The sequence below is a fragment of the Cupriavidus cauae genome, from assembly GCF_026210475.1.
GTDB lineage: Bacteria > Pseudomonadota > Gammaproteobacteria > Burkholderiales > Burkholderiaceae > Cupriavidus > Cupriavidus cauae.
Genome location: NZ_CP080293.1, coordinates 2,475,190 through 2,501,524, shown reverse-complemented (window position 1 = coordinate 2,501,524; position 26,335 = coordinate 2,475,190). Strand labels below are relative to the sequence as shown.

Sequence of the window (26,335 nt, the reverse complement as noted above, 5' to 3'; positions counted from 1 at the left end):
GCTTGCCACCGCGCCGATCGAAGGCGGCGCGAACGCGCGCATCGTCGAGGCGATCGCCGCGACGTCGCTTCCCGCGCGGCATTTCACCGCTACCCTGCTCCGTCACCGACAACGCATGAAAGACCCGAGGCCGAGCGCATCCGCCCCGCACCGACGCATCACCATCCATGACGTGGCCCGCGAGGCCGGCGTCTCGCTGACGACGGTATCGCATGCGCTGAACGATCGCGGCGTGGTCGATCCGGCCACGCGCGCTCGGGTCAAGCAGATCGCCCAGCAGCTCGGCTATCGGCCCAGCGTGCGCGCGCAGCGGCTGCGCTCGGGCCGCGCCAACAGCATCGCGCTGGTGTCGTCGATGCCGTTCGCGGTGGCCGGCGGCACCTCGCGGCTGGGCTTCATGATGGAAGTGGCGGCAATCGCCGCCGAAGCGGCGCTGGGCCGCGGCCTTGGCGTCGTGCTGGTGCCGCCGCTGGAGGGCGCGGGCGGGCTGCTGGACAGCCTGGACATCGATGGCGCGATCGTCATCGAGCCGGTCGCCAACGACGCGCATATCGCGCTGCTGCGCCAGCGCGGCGTCAGCATCGTGTCGATCGGCCGCGAGCCGGGCACCGAAGACCCGGTGCCCTTCGTCGATCTGCAATCCGAATACACCGCGCGGCTGGTGCTCGAGCATCTGCATGCGCAGGGCCGGCGCCGCATCGGCCTGCTGATCGGCGCGACGCCGCGCCAGTCCTATGTGGAGACCGAGCGCGCCTATCGCGCCTTCGTGGCCGCGGCGGGCCTGCCCTGCCATATCGTCACCGCGCAGGAGAGCGAAGGCGAAGCGGGTGGCGCCGCCGCCTGCGCGGCACTGCTGCGCGAGCAGCCGGACATCGATGCGCTATGCGCGCCGGTCGATGCCTTCGCGGTCGGCGCGATCGCGCATGCGCAATCGCTCGGCAAGCGGGTGCCGCAGGACCTGATGGTGGTGACCCGCTACGATGGCATTCGCGCGCGCAGCCACCAGCCGCCGATCACCGCGGTCAATCTGCATCTCGAACGGGTCGCGTCGCTGGCCGTCGAACTGCTGTTCGAGCATATCTCGGGCGGGCGCGAACGTGCGTCCGTGGCGGCGCCGCTGCCCGAGCTGGTGCCGCGCGAATCGTCGGCTACGTCGGCTACGTCCGCTACGTCCGCTACGTCGGCGACCTCCGCGGCCTCGGTGACGTCCGCCAGGCCCGCGACGTCAGCCCCGAACTAGCACCACCAGTCCCGATACCAGCGCGAACACCAGCACGCCGATCCGCAGCATGCGCTGGTTGATGCGCCGGTGCACCAGATGGCTGGCCAGCATGCCGGCGCCCAGCACCGGCAGCATGCCGAGCGCGTAGTGCCACTGCGGCGCGTCCAGCCGCTCGCCCACCGCCAGCACGATCAGCGAGATGATCTCGCCCACCAGGAAGCACAGCGCCACGGTCGCGCGCAGCGTGGCCACCGGCGCATGCTGGTAGGCCAGCGCGAGCGGCGGGCCGCCGACGCCGGTGGCGGTCTCGGTCACGCCGGTGATCAGGCCGGTCGAGGCGAAGGTCATCTTGCCGGGCGTGAATGCCGGCGCAATCAGCGACACCACGGCCGCCAGGATCGTGCTGCCGCCGACCAGCGCATTGAGCCAGGCCATCGGCACCGCCACCAGCACCCACAGGCCGCCGAAGGTACCGGCCAGCCGTCCGGCGCTGATCCAGCCGGCGCCGCGCAGATCGATCGCATGCCGCTCGCGCCAGGCCACATAGGCGTTCAGCGGCAGCATCGCGATCAGCAGCGAACCGGGCAGCATCGCCGGCGCGGCCAGCGCGAGCACCGGCACCACGATCAGCGCGAAGCCCATGCCGGTGGTGCCCTGGACCAGCGCGCCGGCGAACACGGCGAGCCAGACGCTCAGCATCGTCGTATCGAACATCATGCCTGCGCCCCGCCCTTCGCCGCCTTGGGACGCGACGCACGATTGGCGGCGCGGTGAACGTCGGCCGGATCGTGCAGTTTGGTGATCGGCGCGTTGGCGATGGTCTGCTCGGCCATCTGGCGGATCTCGCGCATCAGCGCGCGCGCATCCCAGTCCAGCGGCCAGCCGTCCCACAGGCGCAGCCGGCCGTCGACGAAGACGCCGCGGATCTGGTCGCGATTGGCCAGCCGCACCAGCTCCCAGCTCAGGTCCCACGACGGCGTCATCTCCGGTACATCGCAATCGACCAGCAGGAAGTCGGCCTGCTTGCCGGCCGCGATCTCGCCGGTGACGTTGCCCAGGCCGGCAGCATCGGCGCCGTCGTGCGTCGCCATGTCGAGCCAGCGCCAGCCGGCGCCGCAGGACGAGTCGCCGACGCCGATGCCGAAGGCGAAGCGCTGCGCCGCCTCGGCATAGTCGAGCAGGCGGAAGCCGTCGCTGCGGGTGCCGTCGGTGCCCAGCCCCAGGCGCACGCCAAAGGTCGCCATGGTCTCGGCCGGCGCCACCGCATTGCCCTTCCAGGCGCTGGCGACGGGGTTGTAGGCCACCGCCGCGCCGCGCTCGGCCAGCAGGCGGATCTCGTGCGGCGTCACCAGCGTCGCGTGCGCCAGCAGCGCGGCCGGGCCCAGCGCGCCGACCGCCTCCAGATGTTCGATCGGCCGCTGGCGGCGCGCATTGAGCGAACGCTCCACGGCGACCAGATGTTCGTTGGCGTGCGTCTGGAAGACGCGGCCCGCTTCCTCGCACAGCCGATAGACGTCGCGCAGCATCGTGTCGCTGGCCACCTCGGGAATCGAGATCGCCAGCGACGGCACCACCAGCGGATGATCGTCGTACATCGCCAGATGGCGCTCGGCGCGGCGCAGGATCGGCGCGGCGTCGAGGGTCTGGCCGCCGGGGCGATCGTTGCAGATCAGGCCCAGCACGCAGCGCACGCCGGCCTCGCCGACCGCCTGCGCGATCGCCTCCAGCCCCGCATCGGCACGCGTGCCGGCATCGCACACCGTCGTGAAGCCGCCGCGCAGCGCCTCGAGCGCGGCGAGCTTCGACGACAGGTACAGATGCGTCTCGGTCAGGCTGCCCTCCAGCGGCACCCACACGCGCCGGAAAATCTCCGAGGGCTCGCCGAACACCAGCGACTTGCCGAACGATTGCGTCAGATGATGATGGGTATCGATCATGCCCGGCATCAGCAGCATGCGCGGCAACGACAGCGTGGGCAGATGCGGGAATTGCGCGGCGATCTGCGCGGCCGGGCCGACTGCGGCGAAGCGGCCGTCCTGCACCACGATCGCGTGGTCGCGCACGATGCCGTCGCGCAGCAGGGTCCATTCGGGCAGCAGCACCTGCGGGCGGTCGAAGGACGCGGGGCGCAGCGCGGCGCGGTCTGGATCGGCGGACGGATCGGTGAAGCGATCAGTGAAGGGAGCGGGGAAAGCGGAGGAAGAAAGCGACATACGTTCTACGAGTTGCGGCGCATGCAGGCGGCGGCATGGCCAGATAAGCGGATGACTGCTCCCTCTCCCGCTTGCGGGAGAGGGGTAAAAAACCTGCGGACTACAAGGCGCGACTCAATGAGCGACTCAATGCGCGACCGGCACCTTCTCCATGCCGCGCCGCAGCCCGGTATGGAAGAACAGGAAGTTCATCAGCGCCGCCGTGATCGCGCCCATCGCCACGCCGTTGCCGACCAGGATGCGGATGTTGGCCGGCACGCTGGCATAGATGCCCGGCACCAGGATCGGCAGCAGCCCGACCGCCAGCGCCACCGCGACGATGTACATGTTGGCGTGGTCGCGCAGGTCCACCTTGCGCAGCATGTCGATGCCCATGGTGCCGACGATGCAGAACACGATCAGCCCGGTGCCGCCGACCACGGCCTCCGGAATCGCGGCGATCAGCGACGACACCGGCGCCAGCAGCCCGAACACCACCAGGATGCCGCCCGATACCGCGGTGACGAAGCGCGAGCGCACGCCGGTCGCCCGCACGATGCCGATGTTCTCGCCGCTGGTGATGATCAGCGAGGTGCCGAACAGCCCGCCGAGCAGCGACGTCAAGGCGTCGCCGCGAATCGTGCGCGGCACGTCGCGCTGCTCGTCGATCGGCTTGCCGACCGCATCGCCGATCGCGATGGTCTGGCCGGTCGCCTCCACCATCGACACGATCGAGAACACCATCAGCGGAATCGCCGCGATCAGGTCGAACTTCGGCATGCCGAACGGCAACGCGGACGGCAGCGCCAGCACCGGCCACAGCGACAGATGCTCGCTGTGGAAGGCGCCGATGCCCACCGCCACCAGCGCCCCGCCCAGCAGCCCGAGCAGGATGGCCAGCTGCCCCAGCATGCCGGTCAGCACGCGCGAGAACAGCACGGTGAAGGCGATCGTCGCGAACGCCAGCAGCAGGTTCATCGGCGCGCCGAAGCCCGGCGTACCGGGCTGCCCGGCGATCAGCTTGCCCGAGACCTGCGCCAGATTGATCGCCACCAGCAGCAGCATGGTGCCGACCACCGCCGCGGGGAAATAGCGCAGGCAGCGCCGAAACACCGGCAGCACGAGGAAATAGAAGACGCCGGTCAGGATCACCGCGCCGGCCGCCGTCTGCACATCGGTCTGCTGCGCGATCAGGATGAACAGCACGATCGGCGCGCCGCCGGGCAGCATGATGAACGGCAGCCGGGCGCCGATGCCCTTGGGCCCGAACGATTGCAGCAAGGTGCCCAGGCCGCAGATCACGAAGGTCGCGCTGAGCAGCTGCATCGCCAGCGCGGCCGGAAAATTGAGCGCCTTGCTCATCAGGAACACGGACGCAATCGGCGATGCGGCCATTACCAGCACATGCTGCATGCCGAAGGCGAACAGCCGCCGCCATGGCAATACCTCGTCGACGGCCGCGGGAGCGGGTTGGGTCATGGGGATCTCCTCCTTGGATGGCAGCGGCGTGTGTTGGCGAGTGGCGCGATCGGTGAGCCGCGCCGCTGCCTTCATGCCTCTATGCGTCTATGCGTCTATGCGCCCGTCTGTGCGTATTTCGCCGCTGAATGATAAAAAACCGCGTAACCAAAACGTTTTGGTTAGTCTATGCGAAGGCCCGCGGCCATGCAAGCGGGCGTTCGAAACCAGCGGTATCGGCTGTGTTGCCCTGCGCTGCGGGCCGGCGAAGGTCGTGACGGGAATGCGCGACAGAATCAGGCCGGCGAAGGTCCGGCCGCGCTCGCATTCAGTCCCAGCGTGGCATTCAGTCCCAGCGTGGACTTGAGCATCTCGTAGACCTGCCGCGTGGCCGGATTGATCACGTCCGGACGCATCCACAGGTAGTACGCGACATCGGGCAGGCGGGGCATGCCGTCGTTCTCGCCGAGCACGCGCATATCGGGCCCGAGCAGCTCGATGCTGCGCGCGGTCACGCCCAGGCCGGCCCGGATCGCGGCCTTGATGCCGATCAGGTTCGGCGCCAGATAGCCCGGCCGCCACGGCACCTGCGCCAGTTCCAGCGCCTCCAGCGCCAGCCGGCGGAACAGGCTGGGCTCGTCGGCCAGGATCAGCGGCACCGGCCGCGAGATGTCGTGCACGTAGTCGGCCGCGCAGATCCATACGGTCGGCGAGGTCCGCAGCACCACGCCTTCCAGCGCCGGATCGCTGCGCGTCGACAGCGTCAGGTCGATCTCGCCCCGGCGCAGCGATTCCATCAGGAAGGGGCTGCGCCCGATTCCGTGACCGATTTCAATCCCGCTTCCAAGCCCGATTCCATTCCAGCTTCCGCGACCCATGCCGTCACCGCTCGCGCCACTGATCGCGCCACCGATCGCGCGGCCGATTACGTCGATGCCCGGACCTTGAAGGCCTGGCTGCACGACGGCGCCGAGATCGCCCTGCTGGATGTGCGCGAGCACGGCCAGTACGGCGAATCGCATCTGTTCCTCGCCGTGCCGCTGCCCTACAGCCGCCTCGAGCTCGAGATCGGCCGCCTGGTGCCGCGCCGCGATGTGCGCGTGGTGGTCTACGACCATGACGAGAGCGTCGCCGTGCCGGCCGCCGCCGCGCTGCGCGCCGCGGGCTACACCAACGTGCACGTGCTGCGCGGCGGCACCGCGGCCTGGGCCGCGGCAGGCTATGCGCTGTTTGCCGGCGTCAACGTGCCATCGAAGACCTTCGGCGAGCTGGTCGAGCACAAGCTGCATACGCCCCGCATCGGCGCCGAGCAGCTGCATGCGATGCAGGCCCGCGGCGACAAGCTGGTGGTGCTCGACGGCCGGCCGCTGTCCGAATACCGCAAGATGAATATCCCCGGCGCGATCTGCTGCCCGAACGGCGAGCTGGCCTACCGGCTGCGCGACCTGGTGCCCGACCACGACACGCCGATCGTGATCAATTGCGCGGGACGCACGCGCAGCATCATCGGCGCGCAGACGCTGATCAACCTGGGCATCCCCAATCCGGTCTACGCGCTGGAGAACGGCACGCAGGGCTGGTATCTGGCCGATTACCAGCTCGAGCACGGCAACGACCGGCACTATCCCGAGAAGACGGACACCAGCACGCTCGAACCGATGCGCGCGGCGGCGGCGCGGCTGGCCGAGCGCCACGGCGTGGCCACCGTCGACGCCGCGACCGTGCAGGGCTGGGCCCGCGACGCCACGCGCACGCTGTTCCTGTGCGACGTGCGCACGCCGGAGGAATTCGCGCGCGGCACGCTGCCCGGCGCGCAACACACGCCCGGCGGCCAGCTGATCCAGGCCACCGATCAATACGTCGGCGTGCGCGGCGCGCGGCTGGTGCTGTTCGATGACGACGGCGTGCGTGCGCCGGTGGTGGCGAGCTGGCTGCGGCAGCTGGGACACGACGCGCATGTGCTGGCGGACGGCTTGCGCAGCGGCCTGGCGTTGACCGGGCTAACGGTCCCCGCCACCGCCGCGCTGCCGGCCCTGCCGACCGTCGATGCGGCGCGCCTGGCCCGCGCGCTCGACAGCGGCGAGGTTGTCGCGATCGATCTGCGCGCCAGCATGGATTACCGCAAGGCCCACATCCCCGGTGCGCGCTGGTCGATCCGCCCGCGCCTGGCGCAGGCGGTGGTCGGCGAGACCCGCCCGCTGGTGCTGATCGCCGATCAGCCGCAGATCGCCGCGGCCGCCGCGTTGTCGCTGCCCGCGCAGCGACGCGGCCTGGCGCGCGTGCTCGACGGCGGCATGTCCGCCTGGACCGCCGCCGGCCTGCCGCTGTCGGCCTCGCCGAACGAGCCCGCCGACCGCGACTGCATCGACTACCTGTTCTTCGTGCACGACCGCCACGACGGCAACAAGGCCGCCGCGCGCCAGTACCTGGCGTGGGAAACCAACCTGATCTCCCAGCTCGATGACGCCGAGCTGGGCAGCTACCGCCTGCCGTAGTACCACCACGCCTGGAGGAGTCCCCATGAAAAGAACCATATCCCTGTCGATGCTCGGCCTGCTGGCCGCGGCGCACCTGACCGCGGTCCCCCTCGCCACCGCCAGCGCGCAGCCGCTGACGCCGGTCGGCGGCTATCCGAGCCAGCCGATCCGCTTCGTCTCGCCCTTCCCCGCCGGCGGCGGCAACGATGCGATCACGCGCATCGTCACCAACAAGCTGGCCGCCATCACGGGCCAGCCCGCGGTGGTCGACAACCGCGGCGGCGCGGGCGGCAATATCGGCGCGAAGCTGGTGGCCGAGACCAAGCCGGACGGCTATACGCTGCTGACCTCGCAGGTGTCGCTGATGGCCGTCAATCCGACGCTGTACTCGTCGGCGGGCTTCGATCCGATCAAGAGCTTCACGCCCATCACGCAGTTGAACGCCGCGCCGCTGGCCATCGTCGTCGCCGCCGATTCGCCGCTGAAGACCTTCGCCGACCTGGTCACGCAGGCCAGGGCCGAGCCGGGCAAGCTGACCTACGCGACGCCGGGCAACGGCACGCTGTCGCATCTGGTCGGCGTGGTGCTCGACAAGGACCACAAGATCGCGCTGACGCACGTGCCGTACAAGGGTGCGGGTCCGGCCATCACCGATCTGCTCGGCGGCCAGGTGGCGACGCTGATTACCTCGACCTCGTCGGTCGCGGGCTTCGTGCAGAGCGGCAAGATGCGCGTGCTGGCGGTGACCAGCCCGAAGCGCCTGGGCGTGTTCGCCAAGGTCCCGACGCTCGACGAGCTCGGCTACAAGAACACCAGCTTCGAGGACTGGTACGGGATCTTCGCGCCGGCCGGCACCTCGCCGGAGCGCGTCGCCTACCTGCGCGCCTCGATCGTGCGGGTGCTGCAGTCGCCCGAGGTCGTCAAGCTGATCCACGACGGCGGCAGCGAGGTCGTCGCCAGCACGCCCGAGGCCTTTGCCACGCAGCTCAACAGCGATATCGCGAAGTGGTCGCGCATCGTCAAGCTGTCGGGCGCGAAGATCGACTGATTGCCGATGCCGCTTTGACGCCATGCCCGATCCCATCCAACATTCGCCGCTGACCACGCTGATCCACGCCGGCAAGGCGCTCGACTATCCGGGCGGCCGCCCCGTCAATCCTCCGGTCGTGCGCAGCAGTACGGTGCTGTTCGACACGGTGGCGCAGCAGCGCGAGGCACGCGCACGGCGCGGCGAGGAACGCCTGTTCACCTACGGCGCGCGCGGCACGCCGACCAGCTTCGCGCTCGAGGACGCGGTCTGCGCGCTCGAAGGCGGCCATCGGACGCGGCTGTATCCGACCGGGCTCGCCGCGATCGGCATGACGCTGCTGGCCTATCTGCGACCCGGCGACCATGTGTTGATGGCCGACTGCGTCTACGAGCCGGTGCGCCATCTGGCCAATACCTTCCTGCGCGATCACGGCATCCGCGTCGATTTCTACGCCGCCGACGGCAGCGACCTCGAGGCCCGCATCGAGCCCGCCACGCGCATGTTGTACGCCGAATGCCCGGGCTCGCTGGTCTACGAGATGTGCGACCTGCGCCGGCTGTCGGCGCTGGCGCGGCGGTACGGGCTGCTGCTGGTGGCCGACAACACCTGGGGCTCCGGCCTGCAATACCGGCCGCTGGCGCTCGGCGCCGATGTCTCCATCATGGCCGCGACCAAATACCTGTCCGGGCATTCCGACGTGATGATGGGTACGGTGACGACCACCGAGGACGCCTGGCAGCCGCTGTCCACGCTGGCCGACAGCTTCGGCATCGCGGTGAGCCCCGACGATGCCTATCTGGTGCTGCGCGGCATCCGCAGCCTGGCGCCGCGGCTGGCGATGCACGAGGCCAACGCGCTGGCGGTGGCCGACTGGCTGACGCAGCGCCCCGAGGTCGCCACGGTGTTCTGCCCCGCGCTGCCCGCCGATCCGGGCCACGCGCTGTGGCAGCGCGATTGCACCGGCACCAACGGCCTGCTGTCGTTCGAACTGCGCAGTCACGACCTTGCCGCCGCGGAACGCTTCATCGACGCCCTGACGCTGTTCGGCATCGGCGCTTCCTGGGGCGGCTACGAAAGCCTGGCGACGCTGTCGGACGTCAAGCGCGCCCGCAGCGTCGGCGACTGGTCGGGCCGCGGGCCGATCGTCCGGCTGCATGTCGGGCTCGAGGATCCGCGCGATCTGATCGCGGATCTCGAGCAGGGGCTGGCGGCGATGGGCCGATGAACTGCAGGACGGCCGCGTAGCCGCCCGCCGTCGCTCGCCCTTGGTCGCCCTTGGTAGCCCTTGGTCGCCCGCAATCGCGCTCAATCCCCCTTGTACCCCGAGGTCCGGACGATGGGCGTCCAATGTTCGCTCAGGCGCTTCCTGCGTTCGACCACCTGTGCCGGCGTCGAGCCTGGCTGCGGCTCGTATCCGATCGCACGAATGCGTGCCTGCACGTCGGGCTGGGCGAGCACGGCCCGCATGGCCGTGTTCCAGCGCGCGATCTGCGCGGGCGGCGTACCGGCCGGCGCGTACAGCGCATAACCGGAACTGGCCAGCAGCGACGGGTAACCCTGTTCGCCAAAGGTCGGCACATCGGGAAGCTGGCTGCTGCGCTGCTTGCCCGATACGGCCAGCACGCGCACCTTGCCGGCGCGGTGCTGCTCGACGAAGACGCCGAGCCCGTCGATCGCCGAGCCGATCTGGTTGCCCACCAGATTGGTCACCATGGCGGGCCCGCCCTGGAACGGCACGATCGACATGTCGACGCGGGTCTGGCGAGTGAAATCGAAGGCGAGGAAGTGCAACACCGATCCGAGTCCCGATACGCCCAGCGTGGCGGCGGCGGGATTCGCGTGGGCCGCCTTGACGTAGTCTGCCAGCGTCCGGTAAGGCGAACTTCCGCTGACCGCGATGCCATAGTCGAGCGCAGCCACCTCGGTGATCGGCGCGAAGTCCTTGTCCGGGTCGTACCGCAGATTGCGGTAGACCAGCGGTGCGATGACCATCGTGTCGAACAGCGTCATCAGCACCGTATTGCCATCGGGCGCCGCCTGCTTCAACGTGTCGGCGGCTACCCGTGTGCTGGCCCCGGGGCGGTTTTCCACGATCACCGGCTGCTTCAGCTGGTCCTTCAGCCGGTCGACCAGCACGCGCGCCATCGCGTCGGCCGCGCCACCGGCCGGAAACGGAACGATAAAGCGGGCCGGCGCCTCGGCACGGGCCTGTCCCGGCGAACCCAAACCCAGGATGCAGCCCGCGGCCAGCGCGGAAATGGTGCCAATGGCGCGACGGCGCCCCGCTCGTGTTGCATTGCTCGACATGCCTGGTCTCCCCTGTCGTGTCTCGTGTGCTCGTGTGCTCGTGTGCTCGTGTGTCGTGTGTCGTGTGTCGTGTTCTCGCGTGCTGGTGTGCTCGTGCCCTGCGGCGACGCCAGGTCATCATGGTCAAGCCCGGCGGGAATGTCGAATCACGGTTATGAATGCGCCATCACGAATCCGAAATGGCGGGACGGCGAGGCGGTGCCGCATGATGGCGAGGCGTATTTCCGCCGACTCATCGTCCCGACCCATGTCCCTGTCATCGCCCTGCACCATCTCGACCACCGCTGTTCCGCCTCGGCCGCAATCCGCGCCCAGCCGCCCGGCCGCTTCGGCCAGGATCGCCGTCGTCGGCGCCGGCATCGTCGGGCTGTGCATCGCGCTGTCGTTGCGGCGCCTGGGCCGCGATGTGGTCCTCTACGACGCGTTGCCTCCCGGCGGCGGCGCGTCGTTCGGCAATGCGGGCCTGATCAGCGTGGACAGCTGCATTCCGATCGCGCTGCCCGGCATGGTATGGCAGCTGCCGAAGTGGCTGCTCGACCGGCATGGGCCGCTGGCGATCCATCCGCCGCGGCTGCTGGCCGCCGCGCCATGGTTGCGCGCATGGGTGCGTGCCAGCCGTCCGCAGCAGGTCGAGCGCGCCGCGCGCGCACTGCGCGCATTGCATGCGCCGGCGCTGGACGGCTACCGCGAACTGCTGGGCGACGCCGCGGCCAGCGCGGTGATCCAGGCTCGAGGGCACTTGCACCTGTGGTCGGCCCAGCGCCCGCCATCGCGCGCCGATCGGCTCGTCGCGCGCTTGCGGCAGGAACAGGACGTGGCCACGGAGCCGTTGACGCCGGCCCAGCTGAAGGCCCTGATGCCGGACCTGGCCGATCACGTCCGAGGCGGCATCCGCTTTCCGCGGCATGCGCACGCGATCGATCCGCAGCGGCTGACGCAGGCGCTGGCAAGCCAGTTCGAGCGCGAAGGCGGCAAGATCCGCCTGCGCCGCGTGCAGCGGCTGCAGCCTTGCCACGACGGCGGCTTCCGCTTGTGGACCCATCAGGGAGACGACCGTGCCGACCGTGTGGTGGTGGCGGCCGGCGCCTTCTCCGGGGAATTGCTCGATCCGCTGGGCGTGCGCCTGCCGCTGGAGGCCGAACGGGGCTATCACGTGCAATTGCCGAACCCCGGCGTGGCAGTGCCGGTGCCCTTCATCTACAAGGATCAGGCGGTCGCCGTCACGCCGATGGAAGGCGGCCTGCGCTTCGCCGGCACCGTCGAGATCGCCGGGCTGCGCCATCCGCCGGACGAGCGCCGCACCGAGGCGATCCTGGCCGCCGCGCGCCGCTTGTTCCCGGGCATCGATACGCGGGGCGCGAGCGTCTGGCTTGGCCTGCGCCCTTCCACGCCGGACAGCGTGCCGATCATCGACGAGCTGCCGGCGCATCCGGGCCTGTATCTCGCCTGCGGCCACGGCCACACCGGCTTGACGGGCGCGCCGATGACCGGCCGGCTGATGGCCGCGCGCGTGGCCGGCGTGCCGTGCGCGCTCGACCCGTCGCCCTACCGGCTCTCGCGCTTTTCCTGAGTTCCCATCCGCAGCAGGATGTCGCGGGCCAGTTCGATCAGCGCGCGCGGCTGCAGCTCCTGCGTCCGCGATTTCAGCCAGTAGGCGCGGTACGACAGCCGGCGCGACGACGACAGCGGCAGCACGCTCAGGCGGGATGCCCCGAACAGCTGCGCCGGCAGGCCATCGAACAGCATGAAGCCCAGGCCCTCGGCCACCATGCCGCACGCCGAGATGGCCGCGGGACATTCGGCAACCGGTACCGGCATGGCGCCGCAGGGTTCGAACAGCCGCTCCACCACGTCCTCGATGCCCTCGATCCGGGACAGCGAGATCATCGGCTCATCGAGCAACTGGCTCGGCTCCACCACCGCCTGGCGCGCGAGACGATGGCCAGGCGGCAGGTAGCAGAGCATCGGCAGCTCGGCCAGCAGTTCGCTGTCGACGCCCGGAATATCCGGCACCTCCAGCGCGAAGCCGATGTCCGCCTTGCGCGAGCCGATCAAGGCGGCCACATGGTGCGCGACGCGGGAATGCACGGAGAAAAAGATATCGGGATACTGCCGCGCATAGGTGGCGGCGAGCCGAGGCAGCACGGTCGCGCCAAAGGCCGGCGTGCACGCGATCGAAATCCGCTGGCGCTGGTCTTGCTCGATGCGCTGGCAGAAGGCGTTGATGGCATCGAGACCGATGAAGGACTTCTCGATTTCCTCGAACAGCATGTCCGCACCGGGCGTCGGCACCAGCCGCCCGCCGCGGCGATCGAACAGCAGGAAGCCAAGGCGCTCCTCGGCGTCGCGCAACACGTTGCTGATCGCGGGCTGCGTCACATGCAGGCGGGTGGCCGCGCCCGTCACCGAACCGGTCAGGATGATCGCGTGGACCGTTTCGATATGGCGGAAACTGAGTTTTCTTCGCATGACGGTACCGGGAATGGCCGGTGGCCTGCTGCCTTCGGCCGGGTGGAGGCACATCGCAGAACGGCGCGGAGAGCTGCGATCGGGCTGTCACTCGCGCTCCTCGGCGTTTAATCGAAGCTGTTTACCGATTAAATTTAGCCCACTTTCACAAAAATTATTTAAACATCACATTTCAGCGGTGCCGCGAGGGCGTTCGCCAGGACAGTTTTCGCCGGCCAATGGCGCCCGTCACGCGGTCCCCAGGACCGCGTTTTTCGGGCCGGCTCGGCAAAGCAGGTAAACTACCGCCCGTTCGCCGTACCGGGGACGACCCGGAACACGCCTTCACCGTCCGCCCTGCACGAGCCGGAACGACGCGCGAGGTGGGCGCCGGCGAACCCAGCCACAAGGCCCTCGGGCCCACTCCCGCGGCGCCGGACCGTCCGGCATCGCACAGGCTTGCCCGGCTCCACTGCCGGCATTCGCCGCCAGCAAGGCAACGTCGCCCATCTCGACCTTCGCCCGGGACACGCGCCACCGCGCACGTCCCGATGACGACCCGCGTGCCCGCGCGGGACTGGTACCGCAGGCCATCGGCCTGACGGGTCCGCCGGCGCCGTGCGCGTCGGACGGGTCCGACCTCGGAGGACAATCCATGAAGAAGACAGCCAGCCCCTGGCTGCTGGCGGCCGGGCTGTTGCCCGTCGCCGCCCTGCCCGGCACCGCGCATGCGGAGCCCGGCGTCACGCTGTACGGCATCGTCAGTTCGGCGGTGCGCTACACCTCGAACCTCGACGGCCATCGCAACGACCAGCTCGCGCTGGTTTCCGGCGGCATGGTCGGCAGCCGCTTCGGCATCAAGGGCGACGAAGACCTCGGCGGCGGCAATCACGCGATCTTCCAGCTCGAGGCGGGCGTCGGCAGCGACGACGGCCGCCTGGGCTACAACGCGCTGTTCGGCCGGCAGGCCTATGTCGGCCTGAAGGGCGACTGGGGCAGCCTGACCTTCGGGCGCCAGTACAACGCGCTGAACAATATCGGCTGGGCCTTCAATCCGCTCGACCAGGGCTGGGGCAACTTCTGGTCGGACCCGCTGTACCTGGGCGGCGACATCTTCATCCAGGACTACCGCATCAACAACAGCGTGGTGTACCAGCGCACGATGGGCCCGCTGACCGTGCAACTGGACTACGGCGCCGGCGAGCAGCCCGGCAGCATGGTCCGCGGCACCACGCTGGGCGGCGGCGCGCTGTACCAGCAGGGAGCGGTCGCGTTCGGCGTCGCCTACGACCAGCGCAAGAACGACGATGGCAGCGGCACGGTGCGCAACTACACGGTCGGCGGCTCGTATGCGTTCGGCAAGGCCAAGGCCTTCGTCGGCCATATGGGCCGGCGGGAATCGGCCAGCGATGCGCGCTACGCCATTGCCTTCGCGGGGCTCGGCTATCAGCTGACGCCGGCGCTGCATCTGTCGGGCGCCTACTACCGCTACTGGCAGAACGGCAACGTGGCCACGCAGTTCCAGGACGTGCCGGTGCCGCTGGGCAGCGGCAATGCCGACAGTGTCGCGGTGGTGGCCGACTACGCGCTGTCCAGGCGCACCCACGTCTATGTCGAGGCCGATGCCGCGCGAGCGCGCGGTGGCGCGGTCGGGCGCGAGACCGAGTACTGGGCCGGCACGCCCGCGCTCGATGTCGACAGCACCACGCGCGTCGGCGTGATGGTCGGCATGCGTCATCACTTCTGAGCGTTGCGCTGGCCGCGGAACAGCAGCCAGCGCTCGATGCCCTCGAAGATGCCCTGCGCCAGCAGCGCGAGCAGCGCCGAGGGAATCGCTCCGGCCAGCAGCAGCGTGTCGTCGTTGAGCGCAAGGCCCGTGGCGATGCGCTCGCCATAGCCGCCGGCGCCGACGAAGGCCGCCACGGTCGCCGTGCCGACGCTGATCACGACCGCGGTCTTGATGCCCGCCAGAATCACCGGCAGCGCCAGCGGCAGTTCCACATGGCGCAGGCGCTGGCGCGCGGTCAGCCCCAGCGCGCGGCCCGCGTCCGACAGCCCGGCCGGCACCTGCTGCAGCCCCGTGCAGGTATTGCGCACGATCGGCAGCAAGGCGTAGAGAAACAGCGCGACCATCGCGGGCCACAGCCCGATGCGGCCGAGCAGCGGAATCAGCCCCGCCAGCAGCGCGAGCGACGGCACCGTCTGCAGCATGCCGGCGATGGCCAGCACCACCTGCCCCAGCCGCCGGCGGCGCGCGGCAACCACGCCGAGCGGCACACCGACCACCACCGCGGCTCCGACCGCGCCGGCCACCAGCGCCAGATGCTGGCGGGTCAGCCGCCAGGTGTCCGGCCCCAGCAAGGCGCCGAGCAGCCCTGCCCGCTTGTCCGCCGCCGTGCCATCGCCCTGCAGAAAACCCCGCGCCACCGAGGCGAAGCTGGCGCCGTCGAGTTCGGCCTGCGCGTTCATCGCGATCATCCGCTCGCCGTCGATGCGGCCTTCCAGCCCGGCGATCGCACGCCATGCGGCGGGATGGCGCCGCGGCACATCAAGGCGGTACAGCACGATGGCGTCGTAGCGCGGAAACACACGGCGGTCGTCGTCGAGCACGCGCAGGCGATAGGCGTGGATCTTGGCGTCGGTGGAATAGATGTCGATCGCATCGACCTGTCCGGCCGCCAACGCTTCGTAGGCGATGCCGTGGTCCAGCCCGACCGGCTGCTGCGGCAGGCCGTAGCGGCTGGCCAGCATGGGCCAGCCGTCGGCGCGGCCCAGGAATTCGTGCGACAGGCCGAGCCGCAGTGCCGGTGCCTGGGCCAGGTCGGACAGCGTGCGCAGGCTGGCGGGTGCGGCGGCGGCCTGGGCGCTTTTACCGCCCATGCGACCGGAGCCGGCCTCACCGCCCGCCGCATCGGCGTGGGCGCTCTTGTCGCCCGCGCCTGCCATGCCGCCCGTGGCGCCCTCGCCGCGCACCGCGATCGCATAGGTGTTCTGGAAGCCGAACGGCACCGCCGCGCCCAGCCCCAGCGGCGCGAGGGCCGCGTTGATCTGCGCCAGCGTCGCGGTGGCCGGCAGCTTCAGCAGCTCGGCCGCGACGGTGCCGGTGTAGTCGGGATACAGGTCGATGCTGCCGGCGCGCAGCGCGGCGAACACGATCGCGGTATTGCCGAGCCCGGCCAGATGGCGGGCGGGACCGGCGGTCGCCGCGGTCTGGGTCAGGATTTCGCCGAGGACATAGGACTCGGTGAAGCGCTTCGAGCCGATCTTGAGCGGGGCATTGGCGGCGGGAGCGGCGGGAACGGCGGACGAATCGCCCTGCGCCCAGCCGGCGGGCGGCATGCCGCAGAACAGGGCCAGCACGACCAGCAGGCCCAACAGCGGCCGCCACAGCGGCTTCAAAAGTGGTCCCCGCAGCGGTCCCAAGAGCGATCCCCGCGACGGCTTCAACAGCCGCCCCAACAGCGGTCTCCGCAGCGTGCCGGAAGCCCGGCCGCATGATTGCCTCATCCCGTCTCTCCAGGCACACGACCGGCCCATGATAGCGACCCGCCGCCGGGACGCGCCCGCCGGCCAGCCCGGCAGCGGCGCCGGGCCGCAGAAGCGTATGCCGAAATAGTATTTGCATTCGGTATCATAAGCGCGCAAGAATGCGATATACGCATAGTTCGCCGCGTGCCTTGAGTCAGGGCCATGCGTGCCGCGTCAGCCAGATTGCCGCCCGGAACCATGGAAATCCGCCAGCTCGAAGCCTTCGCAGCAGTGATGTCGACCGGCAGCGTGACCGCCGCCGGGCGCCTGCTGGGCCGCTCGCAGCCGGCGATCACGCGCTCGATCCAGGAGCTGGAGAGCGAACTGGGCTTCGCGCTGTTCGCCCGCAGCGGCCCGCGCGTCAGCCCGACCGAGCGCGGCTTCCTGCTGTACGAGGAGGTCGAGCCGGTGCTGCTGGGCATGCAGCAGATCCGCGCCAGCGCCGCGGTAATCGGCCGCGAGGGCAGCCGTTCGCTCAATGTGGTGGCGACCCCGGCGCTGGCCGCGGGTCTGGTGCCCGCCGCGCTTGCCGCCGATCCGGCGCTGCCGGCGCAGATCCATCTGCACAGCGCCTCGCCCGAGAAGGTCGTCCACGCGGTGCTGACGGGTGCCGCCGAAGTCGGCGTCACCAGCCTGCCGCTCGAGCATCGCGGCGTGGCGGTGCACTGGATCGGCGAGGTGCAATGCGTGGCGGCATTGGCCGCCGACGATCCGCTCGCGGCGGCCGATACCGTGCCGCTGGCCGCCTGCGCCGAACGTGCGCTGGTGACGATGCAGAACCCCTACCGGCTGCGCCAGCTGGTGGACCGGGCGCTGCACGACGCCGGCATTGCGGTGCCGCGCCGGATCGATACCAATACCTCGCTGAACGCGCTGGCGCTGGTGCGCGCCGGCCTCGGGCTTGCCGTGCTCGAGCCCGTCACGGCGTATGGCATGCCGGTCGACGGCGTGGCCGTGCGGCCGATCGACGTGCCGATCCCCTTCCATTTCTGCGTGATCACGCCGCAGGGACGGCCGCCGACGCCGGCGGTGCAGAGCCTGACCGAACAACTGGCGCTGGCCGCGGCGCGGCTGCTGCCGGGCTTCGTCCGGCGCGACGCCCGCGAGGGCGACGGCCTGGTGGCGCAGTACGAAACGGGAAGCAACCCCGGCCGCGACGCGGGCAGCAACGACAGCGGCGGCTCCGGTGACCGCACTGCCGACGCCACCGCGCGAGAGTCCGCCCGCACCGGCGCGCGTAGACACCAGCAGCCAACCCAGCCGGCCCCATCCGCCCACGCAGCCGAACCCACCCGATCTGCCCAGGCGGCCCAGGCAGACCAGTTGGCCCAGCGCGCACCATCCCGACAGAACGATTGATGTCCGCCTGAGATGTCCCAGATGTCCACCACCGAATCCACCCTCTCCCCCGCTCCCAGCGGCCTGCCCGCGCTGGAAGCCCGCCTGCGCCAGGACCTCGCCTGGCTCGACCTGCCCGCCAAGCCCTGGGTACCGCCGCGCCAGTTCGACGGCGCGCCGGTGCTCGACGTCGCCATCATCGGCGGCGGCATGGCCGGCCTCGCGGCCAGCGCGACGCTGAAGCATCTGGGCATCCAGGCTCGCATCTTCGACCGCGCGCCGGCCGGTTTCGAAGGGCCGTGGGCGACCACCGCGCGCATGGAGACCCTGCGTTCGCCCAAGCAGCTGACCGGCCCGGCGCTGGGCCTGCCGGCCCTGACCTTCCGCGCCTGGTACGAGGCGCAGTTCGGCACGGCGGCCTGGGACGCGCTCGACAAGATTCCGCGCCTGCAATGGATGGACTATCTGCGCTGGTACCGGCAGGTGCTCGATCTGGACGTCGCCAACGAGCACACCGTCGATACCGTGGTGCCGCGCGCCGACGGCCTGGTCGAGCTGCGCATGACGACGCCCGCCGGTCCGCTGCGCGTGATGGCGCGGCGCGTGGTGCTGGCCACCGGCCGCGATGGCCTGGGCGGCGCACTGCTGCCGGCCTTCGCGCAGGACCTGCCGCGCTATCTGTGGGCGCACTCGTCCGATCCGATGGATTACCGCGTGCTGCGCGGCAAGCGCGTCGGCGTGGTCGGCGCCGGCGCATCGGCGATGGACAGCGCCGCCACCGCGCTGGAGGCCGGCGCGGCCAGCGTCGACCTGCTGATCCGCCGCGCCGAGATTCCGCGCATCAACAAGAGCAAGGGCTCGGGCAATCCCGGCCTGACGCACGGCCACTACGGGCTGCCCGACCAGTGGAAATGGCGGCTGCGTCATTACATCAACAGCGAACAGGTGCCGCCGCCGCGCGGCAGCACGCTGCGCGTCTCGCGCCACGACAATGCGCGCTTCCATGTCGGCTGCCCGATCGAGCGAATTGAGGTCCACAGCGACGTCCGCAGCGACACGCTGCATGTCCACACCGCCAAGGGACTGTTCGAGCTCGACTTCCTGCTGCTGTCGACGGGGTTCCGCGTCGATTTCGGTGCGCGTCCGGAGTTCTCGGTCATCGCGCCGCAGATACGCCTGTGGCGCGACCGCTTCCAGCCGCCCGCCGGCCAGGACGATCAGGAGCTGAGCGATTCGCCCGACCTCGGCCCGGTGTTCGAATTCCAGGAGAAGACACCCGGCGCCTGCCCCGGCCTGTCGCGCGTGCATTGCTTCTGCTATCCGGCCGCGCTGTCGCACGGCACGATCTCCGGCGATATCCCGGCGATCAGCGACGGCGCGCGCCGGCTGGGCCAGGGCATCGCCGCGCTGCTGTACCAGGAAGACGTCGAGACGCATTTCGCCGCGCTGCAGGCCTATGCCGAACCGGAGCTGTATGGCGACGAATGGACGCCGGCGCCGCCGCCTTCGCAGCCCGGCCGATGAATGGGCAAATGAATGGGCAAATGAATGGGCCAATGAAGGGGCCACTGAAAGGGCCAATGCATGGACCGATGAATCGGCCAATGAGCCTGTGCGTGCCGCCCTGCTCCGCTGATCGCCCATCTGAGCGCTCATCTGAGCGCTCATCTGACCAGTTACCTGACCGCTGACTTTTCCACCCCGACACCATGACTGCTTCGTCCACCCAAGCCAACGCCACCTCGGAACTTGACCTGATCGACCGCCTCGCCGGTCTTGCCACCGGCAGCGCCACGCATGTACTGCGCCATCAGCGCGACAAGGTCGCCGTCGCCACCGAAGGCAGCTATCGCACGATGTTCGATCCGGCCCTGCCCGGCCTGACGCTGACCGAACGCCTCGCGGTCGCGCTGTACGCGTCGCGGCTGACGCCGTCGGCCGAACTGGCCGCGCATTATCTGGATCGCCTGCAGGCGGCCGGCGCCGATGCGGAGACCGTGGCGGCGGTCGATGGCACCCGCCTCGAGGCCGTCGCCGATGCGCGGCTGCGCGCGATGCTGACGTTCACGCGCAAGCTGATCGAAAAGCCCGTCGAAGGCGACCGCGCCGCGCTGCTGAGCCTGCCGGCGGCCGGCCTGTCGACGCCCGAAGTCGTGACACTGGCGCAGCTGATCGCCTTCCTGTCGTACCAGGCGCGGCTGGTGGCGGGCCTGCGCGCATTGAGCGGCGCGGCCCAGGGCGAGGCGCTGCCGAGCGATGTGGCGCCGCCCGCGGCGGCCACCACCAGGCCCGGCGACACGATCCGCATCAACGGCTTCACCAACGAAGTGCTGGACTGGAAGGCGTGGCTCGACGTGGTGCCGGTCGATCGCGCGACGCCGGAGCAGATCGCGGTGCTGGAGGAAAGCCACCCGAAGGCCAAGGTGTCGGACTACTACCTGTTCCTGGTGCACCAGCCGGAAATCCTGCGCCAGCGTTCGGCGGCCTTCAACGCGATCATGTACGCGCCCGGCGGCATGGCGCGCGCCGAGCGGGAACTGGCTAGCACCGTGGTGTCGTGCATCAATGGCTGCGTTTACTGCGCGTCGGTGCATGCGCAACGCTTCGAACAACTGGCCAAGCGCAACGACGCGATCGCGCAGGTCTTCGACAATCCGCGCACGGCGGGCACCACTGCACGCGAACAGGCCATCGCACGCTTCTCGGTGGCGCTGACCGAGCACCCGGACCGCATTGGCGCCGCCTCGCTGGCAGCGCTGCGCGAGGCGGGACTGAACGACGCCGAGATCCTCGACGGCATTCACGCCATCGCGATCTTCGCGTGGGCGAACCGGTTGATGCTCAATCTGGGCGAGCCGGTGGTGGCGCAGGCGTAAGCGCGGATTGGGGCGGGGTTGCCCTCTGCCCCAGTCCCTCTCCCGCAAGCGGGAGAGGAGCAACAGCGCGCGCAAGCAAGGGGCGGCGTATTCTCCCTCGCCCCAAGCGGGAGCGGCGAGCAACCAATCGCGTAAGCAAAGGCTGGTAGTGTCCTCCCTCTCCCGCTTGCGGGAGAGGGCCGGGGAGAGGGCACACAGCGCCCGCATGACCGCGATCGCCTGACCCCGGCAACATCAATCCAAGCCCCTACTCCTGCCCCCCGGGCGCCAGCACGTCCCGCGCGCCATTGCGCCCCATCGGCGAGACCAGTCCCGCCACTTCCATCTGTTCGATCAGCCGCGCCGCGCGGTTGTAGCCGATGCGCAGATGGCGCTGCACCGCCGAGATCGACGCGCGGCGCGATGTGAGCACGAAGGCCGCGGCCTCGTCGTACAGCGGATCGGCCTCGGCGTCGCCGCCGGGCCCGTCGCCGAACAGGTCGCCGCCGCCGGCCTCGGCCGGGTCGGGCGCCAGGATCGCGTCGTCGTAGTCCGGCTCGCCGAACTGCTTCCAGTGCTCGACCACGCGATGGACTTCGTCGTCGCCGGCGAAGGCCCCGTGCACGCGTTGCGGATAGCCGGTGCCCGGCGGCAGGAACAGCATGTCGCCCTGCCCCAGCAGGCTTTCCGCGCCCATCTGGTCCAGGATCGTGCGCGAGTCGATCTTCGACGAGACCTGGAAGGCCACGCGCGTCGGGATGTTGGCCTTGATCAGGCCGGTGATCACGTCGACCGACGGACGCTGCGTGGCCAGGATCAGATGGATGCCGGCCGCGCGCGCCTTCTGTGCCAGCCGCGCGATCAGTTCCTCGATCTTCTTGCCGGCCACCATCATCAGGTCGGCCAGCTCGTCGATCACCACCACGATCAGCGGCAGCGTCGACAGCGGCTCGGGCGCGTCCGGGGTCAGCGAAAACGGATTGCGGACCTTGTCGCCCGCGGCCTCCGCGGCGCGGATCTTCTGGTTGTAGCCGGCCAGATTGCGCACGCCCAGCGCCGACATCAGCCGGTAGCGCTTCTCCATCTCGCCGACACACCAGTTCAGCGCGTGCGCGGCCTGCTTCATGTCGGTGACCACCGGCGCCAGCAGATGCGGAATGCCCTCGTAGACGGACAGCTCCAGCATCTTCGGATCGATCATGATCATCCGCACGTCGTCCGGCGTCGCCTTGTACAGCATCGACAGGATCATCGCGTTGATCGCGACCGACTTGCCGGAGCCGGTGGTGCCGGCCACCAGCAGGTGCGGCGCGCGCGCCAGGTCGGTGACCACCGGATTGCCGGTGATGTCCTTGCCCATCGCCAGCACCAGCCGCGACGCATGGGACTGGAACGATGACGCTTCGACGATCTCCGACAGGCGGATCATTTCGCGGCGGGCATTGGGCAACTCCAGGCCCATGCAGGTCTTGCCCGGAATGGTCTCGACCACGCGGATCGAGCTGACACCCAGCGCGCGCGCCAGATCCTTCATCAGCCCGACCACCTGCGCGCCGCGCACGCCCATCGCGGGCTCGACCTCGAAGCGCGTGATGACCGGACCGGCCGAGGCGCCGACCACGGACACCGGCACCTTGAACTCGGCCAGGCGCTGTGCGATCAGCTCGCCGGTTTCGGCCAGATGCTGCTCGGAGACCTGCTCGGCGTGTTCGACCGCCGGCTCGAGCAGATCGATGCCGGGCAGGCGGTAGTCGACGATGCGGGGCGGTGGCGGCGGGGCGATCGGCGCAGCCGGGGCGATGGCCGCGGCGGCCGCGGCGGGCTTCGCCACGGCATTGGCGCCGGGCGGCTGCGATGCCGCGTCGAGCGGCACCGCGCGGCCGATCACGGCCGGCAGCACGATGCGGGGCTTTTGGGCCAGGGGTGGCGTGGGGGCGGTCGTTTCGGCCGAATCCGTCGTTTCGGCTGCTTCGATCGTTTTCGTTGCTTCCGTTGCTCCGGTTCCGTCGGTTGTGTCGGTTCCGTCGGTTGTGTCGGTTGTGTCGGTTGTGTCGGTTGCGTCGGTTGCGTCGGTTGCGTCGGTTGTTGCCGTGGGTTCGGCTGCTGCGGTGGCATCCGCGGCCGATTCCTCCCATGGCGGCTCCCACGCTGCCGTGGGTGTCGCCACGGTCGCCGGCTCCGGCTCGGGCTCCGGCCCGGGCTCCGGCCCGGGCTCGGGCTCGTATATGGCTACGTCGTCAGCCGCTGGCCCGCTCTCCGGCTGTCCTTGCTCCGCGCCCGCCAGCGCGCGCAACTCGGCCAGCAAGGCCTGCGCCTCGGCGCGGATCGCCGCGTAGGCCGCGGTCTGTTGCGCGTCGGCGAGCTCGGACTCGGTCGGGTGAGTTTCGGCGGGCCCGGATTCGGTCGAGTGAGTGTCGGCGAGCTCGGCTTCGGTCGGGAGAGATTCGGCTGACGTGGCCGTCTGTTCGGCTACGGCCGGGGCTGCGGCAGCGGTATCGCGTGGCGCGGTGGCGCCCTGCTCCGCGACCGGCGCGGCCGGGGAAGGCGTCGCTACGCTGGCGCCATTCGTGGGCGCGGCGCTCGTAGCCCTCGCCTGCGGCTGCGCTTCGGGCAGCGTCGTGATCGCGCTGCGCAAACCCAGTTGCGGCTGATGGAAGGGGCTGGCGACGACGGTGGCACGCAATGGCCCGCGCGATGGTGCGGAGGCAGCGGAGAATCCCGAGGCGGAAGATGTCGACGAAGCGGACGAGGACCACGAGGCGGAGGCCGTCGAAGCGGTCGCGGCCATCGGCGCGGCGCCTGCCGACCGCGATGGCGCCGAAGAGGCCGCAGGGGTAGAACGGACCGGACCCGCGGTCCTGCCCGGCGCGGCGCTTTGCGCTTGCGATGCCGGCGCGGAAGGCGCGGGTCGAGCCGGTCGAGCCGGTTGAGCCGGTTGAGCGGTCCGGGTCGCCTGCGCCGGCTGCAGCCAGATTTCGCCGGGCTGCGGCGGCGATACGCGCGTGCGCGGCGGCGGTTGCCACGCCGGCGCGCGCCGTGCCGATACCGCTTCGATGCCCTTGTGGCGGGCCGTGGGCCGCCGGGCGCTGTCGTCGACCGGCGTCCAGCGCGTCGCCACGGGGGCAGGCATGGAGGCTTCGCGCACCGGCCGCGAGGCGGCCGGCATCGCGTCATCGGTCGCGTCGGCGGCAGCGGCATGGCGCCGCGGCTTGAGCGCGAACAGGCTGTGCCACGTCTCGCCGAACACCATCGGCGCGGCCAGCGCCAGCACGCCAAGCATCAGCAGCAGCGCACCGGTCCAGCCGAACAGGTCGGCCGCGATGCCGGCCACCCCTGCCCCGGCGGCGCCGCCGGAAGACGCGGTGGGCTCCACGTCGGACGAGGCCGACGCACTGGCCGTCAGCGCTTCGAGCGCCGCGCTCGCGCACAGCGTCAGCGCACTGCCGAGCCAGACGCGCAGCGTGCCGGGCCCGGAAAACACCGGCTGTCCCGTCAGCATGCGCGCCACCATGCGCCATGCCAGCGGCAATAGCCAGAAGGTCGACAATCCGAACCAGCCCAAACCCATATCGCTACGCCATCGAAAAAACCACGGGCAGCGATTGTAGCGGTTATGCCGCCGGTGCCGGCCCTGCCACAAGCAAAAAACGCCGCGCGCGGCGCATCAATTCAGCGGCCCGCCCGCTCCGCCGACGCTGAAGCGGCCTGCGCCGAGCAGCATCACCGCCACCGCGGCGCCGAGGAACATGCCCTGCAGCTCCAGCTCCCAGCCACCGCTCTTGTTCAGCATGCCGAGCTGATGCATATGGACCAGGCCGACCGCGAACAGCATGTTGATGACGATCACCAGTGCGGCCGCGCGCGTCCACAGGCCGATGATCAGCAGCACGGGCGCCAGCACTTCGCCGATGTAGACGCCATAGGCGATGAAGGAAGGCAGGCCCGCCTGGTCGACCATCTGCACGATGCCTCCGGGGCCGTTGATGACCTTCGCGATGCCGTGCAACAGGATCAGTATCCCCAGCACGATACGCAGCACCGCCTTGCCCAGATCCTGAGAACCATGAGTAGCAGCCATCGATGTCGCTCCTTTGGTGATTGACGCAAACGGGTCCCCGGTTCGATCCGTGCGCAGAGGTTGTAGGCGCCTTGCGCTGCACGCGCAGGCGCCCCTGTACCTTAGCGCCGGTTCGCGTGAAGGTAAAGCCGCAAATGCGCGCCGAACCCTTGCTGGGCGCGGGTTGTGGCGCGGACGGCAACACCGCGGCGGACCTCGCTTCCCGCCGCGCGGTCAACGGCGACGGGTTGCGCCCCTCGCAGCGCGGCCAAAGGCGGCGGCCGCCCGCCTGGGAAGCCCGTGAACGGCGAGCGGATCAGCCCGGCGCGGTCGGCGGCAAGGGCTGGTGCATGCCCGGCGGCATGATCGGCTGCATGCCGGCCTGGCGCACGTTCTCCGGCAGGATCTCGGTCAGGAAATCCAGGAAGCGCCGCACCGCCGGCGGCATGCCGTGCCGCGACGGGAATACCGCGTGCAGGGTGCCGACCGGCATGCGCCATTGCGGCAGCAGCACCTCCAGGTCGCCGCGCTCGATCGCCTCGCGGCAATACATGCGCGGCAGCATCGCGACGCCGATGCCTTCGACCGCCGCCGACAGCAGCACGGCGAATTCGTCGCAGACGAGGCGGGGATCGTAGGGAATCTGCGTGGGCGGCTCGTCGCCGATGGACAGGTTCCACACATGGCGTCCGTCGTGCGGCTTCTGCCCGACCCCGGGGACGCCTGCCAGCGCCTTGGGCGTGCGCGGACGGCCGATCGCGTCCAGCAGACCGGGGCTGGCCACCAGCGTCAACGGGCTCGAGCCGAAGGTGCGGATCGCCAGCGACGAATCGTCGAGCACCTCGCGCACGCGCAGCGCCAGGTCGTAGCCCTCCCCGATCACGTCGACGCGCCGGTTGGTGGCGTCGATCTCGACCTGCACGCCCGGGTTCTCGCGCATGAAGCGTCCGATCGACGGCGCCAGCAGGTTCTGCGCGATGCCGACCGCGCAGGCCACGCGCAGATGGCCGCCGGGCTGGGCGCGGGCCTGCTCGACGACGTCGCGGGCGGCCTGCGCCTCGGACAGCATGGCCTTGCAGCGCTCGTAGAAGGCCTCGCCCAGCGGCGTGACGCGGACCTGCCGCGTGGTCCGGCGCAGCAGCTGCACGCCAAGCTCCTTTTCCAGCTGGGCGATGCGCCGGCTCAGGCGCGACTTGGGCACACCGGTGGCGCGGCTGGCGGCGGAGAAGCTGCCGTGCTGGACCACCTGGGCATAGAGATAGAGATCGTTGAGGTCTTGCATGGTCGCCATCGTAAGGGCTGGGCGGCCGCTGGGGCCGGTGCAATGCGTTCTACGAGTAGAACAATAATTTCCATTATGGATCACTACCGACATCAATCGCCAGCCTTTATCTTTCCTCACATCCAAACCAATTCCGATGTG

At 70.1% G+C, this 26,335-nt stretch carries 17 protein-coding genes and 2 pseudogenes; 9 read left to right on the top strand and 10 right to left on the bottom strand.

The window, feature by feature from the left end; translation table 11 throughout:
- The first annotated feature begins 115 nt into the window (after positions 1-115).
- A complete protein-coding gene (locus KZ686_RS11195) occupies positions 116-1,240 on the top strand; it encodes a LacI family DNA-binding transcriptional regulator (protein WP_265632398.1) in 1,125 nt (374 codons plus the stop codon).
- On the opposite strand, the gene KZ686_RS11190 is transcribed toward KZ686_RS11195, so the two are convergent.
- The 4 genes and pseudogenes from KZ686_RS11190 to KZ686_RS11175 form a co-directional block, all read right to left on the bottom strand.
- On the bottom strand, positions 1,226-1,936 hold the full coding sequence (locus KZ686_RS11190; protein WP_370639517.1) for a sulfite exporter TauE/SafE family protein: 711 nt from the start codon (positions 1,934-1,936) through the stop codon (positions 1,226-1,228). The genes KZ686_RS11195 and KZ686_RS11190 overlap by 15 nt on opposite strands.
- The gene (locus tag KZ686_RS11185; protein WP_265632397.1) at positions 1,936-3,435 is read right to left on the bottom strand and encodes an amidohydrolase family protein; all 1,500 of its coding nucleotides are present in this window, start codon (positions 3,433-3,435) and stop codon (positions 1,936-1,938) included. The genes KZ686_RS11190 and KZ686_RS11185 overlap by 1 nt, the downstream gene beginning before the upstream one ends.
- A 126-nt stretch (positions 3,436-3,561) precedes the next feature.
- The gene (locus tag KZ686_RS11180; RefSeq protein WP_150084002.1) at positions 3,562-4,893 is read right to left on the bottom strand and encodes a uracil-xanthine permease family protein; all 1,332 of its coding nucleotides are present in this window, start codon (positions 4,891-4,893) and stop codon (positions 3,562-3,564) included.
- Between the two features lie 275 nt (positions 4,894-5,168).
- Positions 5,169-5,690, bottom strand: a pseudogene (locus tag KZ686_RS11175) (LysR substrate-binding domain-containing protein); the annotation flags it as partial.
- Between the two features lie 126 nt (positions 5,691-5,816).
- Here KZ686_RS11175 and KZ686_RS11170 point away from each other — a divergent pair.
- The 3 genes from KZ686_RS11170 to metC are packed head-to-tail and all read left to right on the top strand — an operon-like array spanning position 5,817 to position 9,604.
- Positions 5,817-7,367, top strand: coding sequence for a rhodanese-like domain-containing protein (locus KZ686_RS11170; RefSeq protein WP_265632396.1), 1,551 nt, complete (start codon positions 5,817-5,819; stop codon positions 7,365-7,367).
- Positions 7,368-7,416: 49 nt separating this feature from the next.
- A complete protein-coding gene (locus KZ686_RS11165) occupies positions 7,417-8,397 on the top strand; it encodes a Bug family tripartite tricarboxylate transporter substrate binding protein (protein ID WP_407648543.1) in 981 nt (326 codons plus the stop codon).
- Positions 8,398-8,419: 22 nt separating this feature from the next.
- Positions 8,420-9,604: a cystathionine beta-lyase gene (gene metC / locus KZ686_RS11160; RefSeq protein ID WP_265632394.1), complete on the top strand. Its 1,185-nt coding sequence runs from the start codon at positions 8,420-8,422 to the stop codon at positions 9,602-9,604.
- An 80-nt stretch (positions 9,605-9,684) separates the two neighbouring features.
- On the opposite strand, the gene KZ686_RS11155 is transcribed toward metC, so the two are convergent.
- A complete protein-coding gene (locus tag KZ686_RS11155) occupies positions 9,685-10,686 on the bottom strand; it encodes a tripartite tricarboxylate transporter substrate-binding protein (protein WP_265632393.1) in 1,002 nt (333 codons plus the stop codon).
- A 247-nt stretch (positions 10,687-10,933) separates the two neighbouring features.
- Here KZ686_RS11155 and KZ686_RS11150 point away from each other — a divergent pair, with 247 nt between their 5' ends.
- Positions 10,934-12,256, top strand: a complete 1,323-nt coding sequence (locus tag KZ686_RS11150) for an NAD(P)/FAD-dependent oxidoreductase (protein WP_187829235.1) — start codon at positions 10,934-10,936, stop codon at positions 12,254-12,256.
- Here the strand turns inward: KZ686_RS11150 and KZ686_RS11145 are convergent.
- Complete coding sequence (locus KZ686_RS11145) at positions 12,232-13,155, bottom strand: LysR substrate-binding domain-containing protein (protein ID WP_190286336.1); 924 nt, start codon at positions 13,153-13,155, stop codon at positions 12,232-12,234. The two genes, KZ686_RS11150 and KZ686_RS11145, sit on opposite strands and share 25 nt — an antisense overlap.
- 634 nt (positions 13,156-13,789) lie before the next feature.
- Here KZ686_RS11145 and KZ686_RS11140 point away from each other — a divergent pair.
- The gene (locus KZ686_RS11140; protein WP_149318768.1) at positions 13,790-14,881 is read left to right on the top strand and encodes a porin; all 1,092 of its coding nucleotides are present in this window, start codon (positions 13,790-13,792) and stop codon (positions 14,879-14,881) included.
- Here KZ686_RS11140 and KZ686_RS11135 read toward each other — a convergent pair.
- The gene (locus KZ686_RS11135; protein ID WP_265633462.1) at positions 14,872-16,473 is read right to left on the bottom strand and encodes a glycine betaine ABC transporter substrate-binding protein; all 1,602 of its coding nucleotides are present in this window, start codon (positions 16,471-16,473) and stop codon (positions 14,872-14,874) included. The two genes, KZ686_RS11140 and KZ686_RS11135, sit on opposite strands and share 10 nt — an antisense overlap.
- A 387-nt stretch (positions 16,474-16,860) precedes the next feature.
- Between KZ686_RS11135 and KZ686_RS11130 the strand changes: the two are divergent.
- From KZ686_RS11130 to KZ686_RS11120, 3 genes and pseudogenes are all read left to right on the top strand, one after another.
- Positions 16,861-17,742: pseudogene (locus KZ686_RS11130) on the top strand (LysR family transcriptional regulator); the annotation flags it as partial.
- A 300-nt stretch (positions 17,743-18,042) separates the two neighbouring features.
- A complete protein-coding gene (locus tag KZ686_RS11125; RefSeq protein ID WP_265632392.1) occupies positions 18,043-19,524 on the top strand; it encodes an NAD(P)-binding domain-containing protein in 1,482 nt (493 codons plus the stop codon).
- A gap of 185 nt (positions 19,525-19,709) precedes the next feature.
- Positions 19,710-20,876, top strand: coding sequence for a CMD domain-containing protein (locus KZ686_RS11120; protein WP_265632391.1), 1,167 nt, complete (start codon positions 19,710-19,712; stop codon positions 20,874-20,876).
- Positions 20,877-21,123: 247 nt separating this feature from the next.
- Here KZ686_RS11120 and KZ686_RS11115 read toward each other — a convergent pair whose 3' ends face one another.
- From KZ686_RS11115 to KZ686_RS11100, 3 genes are all read right to left on the bottom strand, one after another.
- Entirely contained in the window at positions 21,124-24,423 is a 3,300-nt protein-coding gene (locus tag KZ686_RS11115) for a DNA translocase FtsK (RefSeq protein WP_322784864.1), read from the bottom strand.
- A 96-nt stretch (positions 24,424-24,519) separates the two neighbouring features.
- On the bottom strand, positions 24,520-24,933 hold the full coding sequence (locus KZ686_RS11105; RefSeq protein ID WP_149318773.1) for a DoxX family protein: 414 nt from the start codon (positions 24,931-24,933) through the stop codon (positions 24,520-24,522).
- Between the two features lie 295 nt (positions 24,934-25,228).
- Positions 25,229-26,194, bottom strand: coding sequence for a LysR family transcriptional regulator (locus tag KZ686_RS11100; RefSeq protein WP_149318774.1), 966 nt, complete (start codon positions 26,192-26,194; stop codon positions 25,229-25,231).
- Positions 26,195-26,335 lie beyond the last annotated feature (141 nt).